We start from the raw sequence: 7,929 nt of genomic DNA, 5'->3' as shown, positions 1-7,929 counted from the left end.
ATCAACCTGCCGCAGCTTGGCGACGATCTCCTCGGGCTTGTGCCGCTTCTTTGCCATCTCTCCATCCATCCAAAATGGTCCTCGGACTAACTTAAGGGATGGATCACCTCGCGGGGCGCAGACCAGATCCGAGCAAGGTGCGTGACGCCCTGCGCCGTCGTCAAGCGAACCAGGACCTGATCGCCACCGGCCGCCATGACCTCGGCCCCCGGCGGCAGGCTCCAGCGCACCCGTGGGGCGCCATTTGGTCCGAGCGACGTCACCGTCTCGCCGTCCCGCCGGGTCTCTGCGGGCAGCGGCGGGTTGACGCGCAGTCGCGTGCCCGGTTCGGGCGGGGCGGCCGCGATGGCGTCCAGGGTCCCAGGAACGCGGCCGTTCGGGATGGCCTGCCAGGCGACATGGCCGTCGGGCCGGTTCACCCGAGCGACCGGGTCTGAGCCGGACCAGGCCGCCCGCGCATAGACCGAACCCTCCAGGTTGCCGGTTAGGGCCAGCGGCCGGCCGCCGGTGTCCAGCCGTCGAACCTGGCCGTTCACGGGGCTCACCACCGCCAGCTGGCGCGTCGCGACGCTGGGGGCCACGGCGACCAGCAGGCGTTCATCCCTCGACCAGCTGAGCAGGCCGGTCGCGAGCGGGGCGGGCAGGCTCGGGCGCGAGGTTTGGCCGGTTAGAAGATCGACCAGCACCAGCCGCAAGTCACGGGTCGGCGAGGCGACTCTGGCAGGCTCGTCCAACGGCGGCTGGACGTCGCCCGCACGCTCGATCAGCGCCGCCCAGCGCCCCGAGCGGGAGATCTCCAGGTCGATGAACTCGCCGGCGACCAAGGAGCGGGCGAGGCCGGTCGCCGGATCGATCCGGGTCAGGGCCCCTGGTGCAGACCGGGGGCGCCAGGCGAGGAAGCGGCCGCTGCCGATCGCCGAGCGGGTGGCGACCTGACCTTGCGCCGCCTCGCGCCAGCGGCCGGGCAACTCGTCCTGCACCGTTCGGCGCGAAGCCAGGTGATAAGGCAGGCGGTTTTCGCCGGTCGTCAGGACGAGGAGTTTTCCGTCCGGGGTCCACTGGGCGGCGCGGCCAAACACCGGCAGCTCCGGCGTCCGGCCGGTCCAGGCGATCGTCTTGTCGGCTAGCCGCGCCACGCCCGCCTCCAGCCGCGCGCCCCTCAGGCGATAGACCATCACCTGCGAGCCGTCGCGCGACAGGGGACCTGCGAAGTAGCCGGTGTCCGGCGCGGAGGGGACGAGGCGAACGAGCGGTCCGCCAGACTTGAGATCGGCGATCCAGAGTTCGGACAGCAGCATCGGCGTCAGGCCGCCATAGCTGTAGTCGGAGACCTCCCGCCAGGGGCGCTGGCGCTCAACCACCGCCCAACGCCCGTGCGCGTCGACCTGGGCTTGGCCGAGCGCTTCGGTGGCGAGCAGATCCTCGACCGTGTAGCTGCGGCCTGACGTGGCCTGCGGGCAGGCGAGCGTCAGCGCCAGGGCGCATACTCCCATCAAAACACGCATCGTGATGGGGCCGTTTTACCAGCGCTTGGTCAGCTGGATCGCCGCGAAGCGGCCGACCGGATCGGCATTGGCCGGGTCGTAGCCGACACCGGTGGGGCCATCGACGAAGGGCGGCGGCGTGTCGAAGAGGTTCTGCACCGTCAGGGCTAGGCTGAGGCCGTCAAGCGCAGCCGAGGCCGGGCTCCAGCTAAGCTGAGCATCGAAGGTGGTCCACGACGCCACCCGGTGACCGACGCTGTCGCGATAGTCGTCGACGTAATTCACGGCGACGAGGCCGCTGAAGTCGCCGCGCCGCCAGCTTCCCGAGGCGCGCCCGCGCAGATCGGCCGGCTGCCCGGCCAGGTCGACATAGTTGACCATGGTCTCGGTCGGGGTCAGCTGCAGCTCGTAGTCGGCCAAGTAGGAAAGACTGCCCGTCAGCTCGAAACGGTTCTCGCCGAGATCGAAGCCATAGTCGGCTGAGAGATCGACGCCGCGGACATGGGTGGCGCCCGTGTTGACGAAGCGGGAGTCCACTACGACACCGATGGCGGTGGCCGGATAGAGGCCTGCAGTGAGGTAGCCGGGCGCGTCGATCAGCGATTGGACATAGGCGAGGTCCGCAGCGTTGGCCGGGTCCACGAACCGCACGAACGGGGCGATGGCCGGATGGTCGAGGCCCTGCTGGATGAAGCGCGTGGTCGGCCGGTCGATCTGGTTCTTGAAGTCGATGTCGAAGAAGCTGGCCGAGAGCTTCACCCCCTCGACTTGCTTGGGCCGCCAATCGAAGCCGAGCGTCCAGCTGGTCGCCGTCTCCGGCTCCAGGTCCAGATTGCCGCCAGTCAGGTTGATGGCCAGGATTCGGCCACTGCCGCGATTGTAGAAGGCGGCGGCCGACAACGGCTCAGCATAGACTTCGCTGAGCAACGGCGCGCGAAACGAGGTCCCGTAGCTGGCGCGCAGCCGCAGGTCTTCGGTCGGCTCCCAGACCACGCCGACCTTGGGGTTCGTGCTCGATCCGATCGCCTGGTAGTGCTCGATCCGAGCCGCAAGCGACAGTTCCAGCCGGCGAAGGCCGGGGCGGGCGTTGGATTCGCCCACCAGCGGCGCGCGAACCTCGGCGAAAAGGGCGCTGACGTCGCGCTCGGTGGTTGCGGGATGGCTGACAGTCGGCGTGGCGGCCGACGTGAAGCTTTCGGTCCGTTGGCCGAAGGACTCTCGCCGCGCCTGAGCCCCGACGGCGAGCCGCACGTCCCCGCCCGGCGCGGTGAAGAGCTTGCCGTCCGCCTGGACATTGAGCGACCAGGTCTCGCCCTCGTAGCGTTGGCGGCTGTAGCCGGAGCCAACGAAGTCGAGCACCGCGCGGCTGTTGGGGCCGTAGGGATTGAAATAGCCATCGACCGCGGCTCGGTAGCTGGTGGCTGGATTGTCAGCGACCGCGCCGACCGCCTCGCGCAGGAACAGGGAATTGGCGCTCCCCTCGGTCTTCGAATGGGTCAGCTCACGGGCATAGGCGCCGTAGGCCTCAAGCCGCCAGTCGGCCCAGAGATCAGCCTTGAGGCCGAGCGCGCTCCCCAGGCTTTCGACCTCGCTGCTCGCGCGCGTATTGCCGAGCTCATCCAGGAACGAATAGGCGATCTGATGGGTGCGCGAGCCGTTGGGGGAGGCGAAGTAAGGGTTGTTGGCGGCGATGGTGATCGTCGCCGTCGAGGCCAGCGACGCGCTCTGCGAGGTCCGGTGCGCGTAGCGAAGCTCGCCATCCACCTCGATCCGCTCGCCAAGGTCCTGGCCGGCGGCGACGTAGAGGCTGTGACGGCGCTGATGCGGCAGCAGGTCCATCTGATCGCGCAGGCCGGTCAGGTTGGCCTCGCCGGCCGCAAAGTCCGAAGGCTTGAGCGGAAAGGTCTTCGCCCCCGCCGGGATCGCCCAGCCGACACTCGTCAGACCGGTCGCCGGGTCGGTGACCAGGACATTGCCCGGCGTGGCGTTGACGCTGCGATGGTCGGTTCCGCCGAGCGGGCGCAGATCGGCGCTGCGCGTATAGCGTCGATCGTCGAAGGAGAGCGCCTGACGCTCATAGTACTCGTAGCTGGCCAGCGCACGGCCGCGGCCCCAATTGCGGCCGAAGGTCTGCGCGACCTGCACTTCCTCGCCGCCGCCGCGGGCCGCGCCGACCCGGGCTCGGGTTTCGGCGCCGTCGAAGTCGCGGCGCAGGATGATATTGACCACCCCGCCGACCGCGTCGGCGCCGTAGAGCGCAGACGCTCCGTCCAGCAGCACGTCGATCCGCTCGACCGCGGCCGTGGGAATCGACGACACGTCCGAGAGGTCGCCACGTCCGCCCGCGCCGGCCATGCGCCGCCCATTGACCAGGACGAGGGTCGCGTCGGGGCCAAGACCGCGCAGGTTGATGGTGGTGGCGCGGCCCGCGTTCTGCGTCGTCGTATCGATACCGGTCGAGGTTGCGGCGGGCGTGCCGAGTCCGCCGAAGTTCTGCGGCAGCGCGGCGAGCGTGTCGGCTACCGTGGCGAAGCCGCGCCGGTCGATGGCGTCGCGATCGACCACCACCAGCGGAGAGGCGCCTGCCGTCACGCCGCGGATGTGCGAGCCGGTCACCACCACCTCGTCCAGGATGGACGGGGTGGCGGCGACCTCGGCCGCCGGGGTCGCCAGTGGGGCGGCGACCACGCCAGTCCGAAGCACGATGACGCCGGGACGGCTTTCCAGGGCGACGATCCCAGTGCCGGCCAGCAGACGGGAAAGACCCGCCTTGGCCGTATAGTCGCCGATCAGGCCCTCGCTGTGCAGTCCGGCGACGACATTGGGCGTGTAGAGCAACTGGATATCGGCCCGCGAGGCGTAGGCGGTCAGAACCTTTTCGAGGCTGCCGCGCGGAATGGCGAAGCTGATGACGGGCTCGGCGGGCGCCGCCAGAGCCGCGGGCGCGGCGACGAGCAGCGCCAGGATGCTGACGCCGCAGGCGGCGAAGACCGGACGAATGGACACTTGGTGTTTCCCCCTCAATCGGGCGGCGAAGAGCCGCTGTTGAGGGAGAAGCACCGCAGCCTGCGGCCTACCCTGACGGGGTCTGCAAAAAACATCTCAGGGATGCTGTATGAAAAGATGATGCGCGTATAGCGCGTATCAGCTCCGGGCCTTCAGGCGGTATTGGCCGCCCACCTGCTCGACCTGAAGGTTGAAGAGGTCGCAGACGGCGGCGACGAAGGCGCGCGTGTCGCCGACATCGAAGACGCCGCTGACCTGGACGTTCTGCAGATCCGGCGATTCCAGCACCACCTTGGCGGTGCTGTAGCGGTTGATCTCGGCCGCAGCATCCTTCAGCGGCGTGGCCCGGAACACCAGGCGCCCACTCGTCCAGCTCGTCGCTGCGCCGACGTCGACAGGGGTTGGCGGCTTCACGAGCTCGCCCTGAGCCGAAAGCCCTTGGCCGGGAGCCAGCGTCCAGGCCTGATCAGCGCCCGTCCGCCGTACCTCCACCGAGCCCTCCACCAGGGTCACCCGAACGTCGGTGCCCTGCCGGCGCACGTCAAAGCGCGTGCCAAGCGCGCGAATGGACTGGTCGCCGGCGCGAACCACAAACGGCCGCGAGGCGTCGTGGGCGACGTCGAAGAAGGCCTGTCCGCGGACGAGCTCAACACGGCGGCCCGTATCGGAAAAGCGCACCCGAACCTGGGTGTCGGTATCCATCCGCAGACGGCTGCCGTCATCAAGGCTGACCAACCGTTGCTCGCCAATGCCGGTATTGTATGGCTGACCTCGATCGAGCGTGAAGGCGATGACCAGGGCGGCGCTCGCCGCGACCGCCGCCAGCCCCGCGCCCAGCCCAGCCCGCCGAAACCAGACTCCGACGAGCTTGCGTTTGCGGACGCCGCGGGCCAAGGCCGCGGCGACGGCGCGCTGGGTGTCCGGGTGGTCGCCGAGCCGACCGGCGCTGGCCCAAAGCTCCTCTATCCGCTCATAGGCTGCGTCACGGGCAGGATCTCGCCGCCAGACCTGGAACTCCTCGAGCGCCTGGCTGCTGATCGACAGTCGGTTGAGCCGCGCGAACCAGTCGGCGGCCTCCTGGTCGATCTGGTCCTGGGGGGCGTGGGCGGCGGTCATGGAGCCTAGTCCCGCATCCGCTGGGAAATCATCGACAGAGCCCGGCTCATCCGGGCCTCGACGGTCTTGATCGGAGCGCCCATGTGGGCGCTGATCTCGGCGTAGCTCATCCCGGCATGGCGGCTCAGCATGAAGGTGTCCCGCAGCGACTCGGGCAAGTCCTCAAGCACCTGCTTGAGCAGGAGGGCCTGATGTTGCTCGGCGTCCGTGAAAGTCTCATGACAACGGCTCAGCTCGGCGAGGCGCTCGACGCGAGCCCTGGCCCGGCGCACGCCTCTGGATTGATTGTAGGCTAGATTTTCGGCGATCCGAAGCAAGAGGCTTTGCGGCCGCTCCACCCGGCCCTGCGCCTGATAGGGCGAGAGCGCGATATAGGCTTCCTGCACGATGTCCTCGGCGATCTGGGGATCGAAGCGCCGCCGCAGGACAGCCGCCAGCCAGCCGGCGTGACGCCGGTAGAGCGCTTCCAGGCTTGGCCGTTCCAGTTCGGCCGCCTCTATGTCGGCCTTCTCCAAGGACGTCATTCGTCCCTCCCGTGGTCCTGGAAGGGGCCGCGCACTCACGCGCATTGGAACATCCTGCGGGGCCAAGCGGCCGCCGCACTCACACGTCGTCCGTCGTCCGCTTAAGGCGAACGGCGGCGCGCCGACGGTCTCGCCGGCTATGTCGTCGTGAACGCTGCACAGGGGATTCCAAGCCCCTACCGACGCATGCGCATCGGCAGGGGAGAGTCTGAATCATTCGGCGCCAAGGCGCAAGCTGCGTGCGCAAATAGGGCCGGGCGTTGGAATCTCCGAGCGTACGGAGCCCGCCTGTTGGCAATTCCGACCGCCGCCGCGCAGTCGCGACGACTGCGCCCCCGGCTCAAGGTCGGCGCGTATTGAGCGGCGCCCGAGACCCAGGCTTTTAGGGGCCGCGCCTCGGGGCCGCAAGCAAGCGCGAAGCCTAGGCCAGCTGACGGGCCTCGACCACCACGCGGCGCGCGCCGGCCAGCAGGCGTTCCTCGGCCTCCTGGTTCACTTTCCGGACCATGTCGGCGACGGTCGGGATGTCGTGGATCAGGCCCTGGCTCTGGCCGACGGTCCAGATACCGTCGTCGGTGTCGCCCTTGCCCATGACGTTGGTCCGGCCGCGAACGCCGGCGACCAGGTGGCGAACGTCCTCGATGGTCTTGGTCGAGTCCTGCTGGATGCGCACGACCTCCTCAGACACCGCGTTGCGCGCCACCCGGCTGGTGTTGCGCAGCGTGCGGTTGGTCAGCAGCGTATCGCGCTCGGTGTTCTCGACGATCTTCTTCTTCACGTTCTCATGGATGGCGCACTCCTGGGTGGCCATGAAGCGCGTGCCCATATTGACCCCGTCGGCGCCCAGGGCGAGCGCCGCCGCCAGGCCGCGGCCATCGGCCATGCCGCCCGAAGCGATCACCGGGACATCGACGGCGTCGACCGTCGCCGGCAGCAGCACCACAAGGCCCACATCGTCCTCACCGGGGTGACCGGCGCATTCGAAGCCGTCGATCGAGATGACGTCGATGCCGTGGCGCACCGCGGTCACCGCGTGGCGCACCGAGGTGCACTTGTGGATCACTTTCACCCCGTTCTCCTTGAACCGCGGCAGGTGATCGGTGGGGTTGCGCCCGGCGGTCTCGACGATCTTGATCCCGCTCTCGATGATCGCCTCGCGGTACTCATCGTAGGGGATCGGATTGAGCGACGGCAGCAGGGTGAGATTGATGCCAAACGGCTTGTCCGTGAGATCCTTGCAGCGCTGGATCTCCTTCCAGAGGTCCTCGGCGGTCTGCGAGTGGTGGGCGACGATGAAGCCGAGTGCGCCAGCGTTGGCCACGGCGGCCACCAGCGGCGCGTGGCCGACGCCGGTCATGCCCCCCATGACGATGGGGGTTTCAATGCCGAACATCTCGGTAATGCGGGTGCGGATCATGAAATTCCTCTCCTGAAAATCCCCGTGCGCCATGTCGGACCCCGGCGCGTTTCGGGGCGATGCTATGTCTGCCTGCTCGGGGCCTGCGATCAAGGACCTCTTGGCGGGGCCGGCGTCCGCCGCAGGGCCGGGGTGAGGGGCCGGCGACCGCCCTCGGTCCCGCCGCGCAGGCGCGGCTCCTGCGGGGGCGTCGCGTTGCGCGCCTGACGGCGCCGCCGGCCCCTCGACGGCGCGTCCCGCTCGGCGAGGCGCCGAGCTCCTTGCAGCCTCACATGGGGATTTTAGTGTCAAGGCTGTCCGGCGACGGCCCATGTTCTGCATAGAGGGATTGGATCAACGGACAGCCTGGGTCCTGCCCCGCGTCGCAGGCCCGAACGGAGTC

The 7,929-nt window shown here is 68.9% G+C and carries 5 protein-coding genes; all 5 read right to left on the bottom strand.

Features of this window, described 5'->3' with window-relative positions; genetic code table 11:
• Positions 1-86: 86 nt before the first annotated feature.
• The 5 genes from ACE3TL_RS15830 to ACE3TL_RS15810 all read right to left on the bottom strand — a co-directional run bounded on the left by ACE3TL_RS15830 (position 87) and on the right by ACE3TL_RS15810 (position 7,547).
• Positions 87-1,505 (bottom strand): hypothetical protein, encoded by a 1,419-nt coding sequence (locus tag ACE3TL_RS15830; RefSeq protein ID WP_374579633.1) that lies wholly within the window; start codon positions 1,503-1,505, stop codon positions 87-89.
• A 15-nt stretch (positions 1,506-1,520) separates the two neighbouring features.
• Positions 1,521-4,490 (bottom strand): TonB-dependent receptor, encoded by a 2,970-nt coding sequence (locus ACE3TL_RS15825; protein WP_374579632.1) that lies wholly within the window; start codon positions 4,488-4,490, stop codon positions 1,521-1,523.
• Between the two features lie 138 nt (positions 4,491-4,628).
• Complete coding sequence (locus ACE3TL_RS15820; protein WP_374579631.1) at positions 4,629-5,606, bottom strand: FecR domain-containing protein; 978 nt, start codon at positions 5,604-5,606, stop codon at positions 4,629-4,631.
• 5 nt (positions 5,607-5,611) lie between these two features.
• Entirely contained in the window at positions 5,612-6,130 is a 519-nt protein-coding gene (locus ACE3TL_RS15815; RefSeq protein ID WP_374579630.1) for an RNA polymerase sigma factor, read from the bottom strand.
• A 421-nt stretch (positions 6,131-6,551) separates the two neighbouring features.
• Positions 6,552-7,547 carry an NAD(P)H-dependent flavin oxidoreductase gene (locus ACE3TL_RS15810; RefSeq protein ID WP_374579629.1) on the bottom strand — a complete coding sequence of 332 codons (996 nt, stop codon included), beginning with the start codon at positions 7,545-7,547 and terminating at the stop codon, positions 6,552-6,554.
• Between the last annotated feature and the right edge of the window lie 382 nt (positions 7,548-7,929).

The organism is Phenylobacterium sp. (assembly GCF_041920015.1).
GTDB lineage: Bacteria > Pseudomonadota > Alphaproteobacteria > Caulobacterales > Caulobacteraceae > Phenylobacterium.
This window is presented reverse-complemented; position numbering and strand designations above follow the sequence as displayed.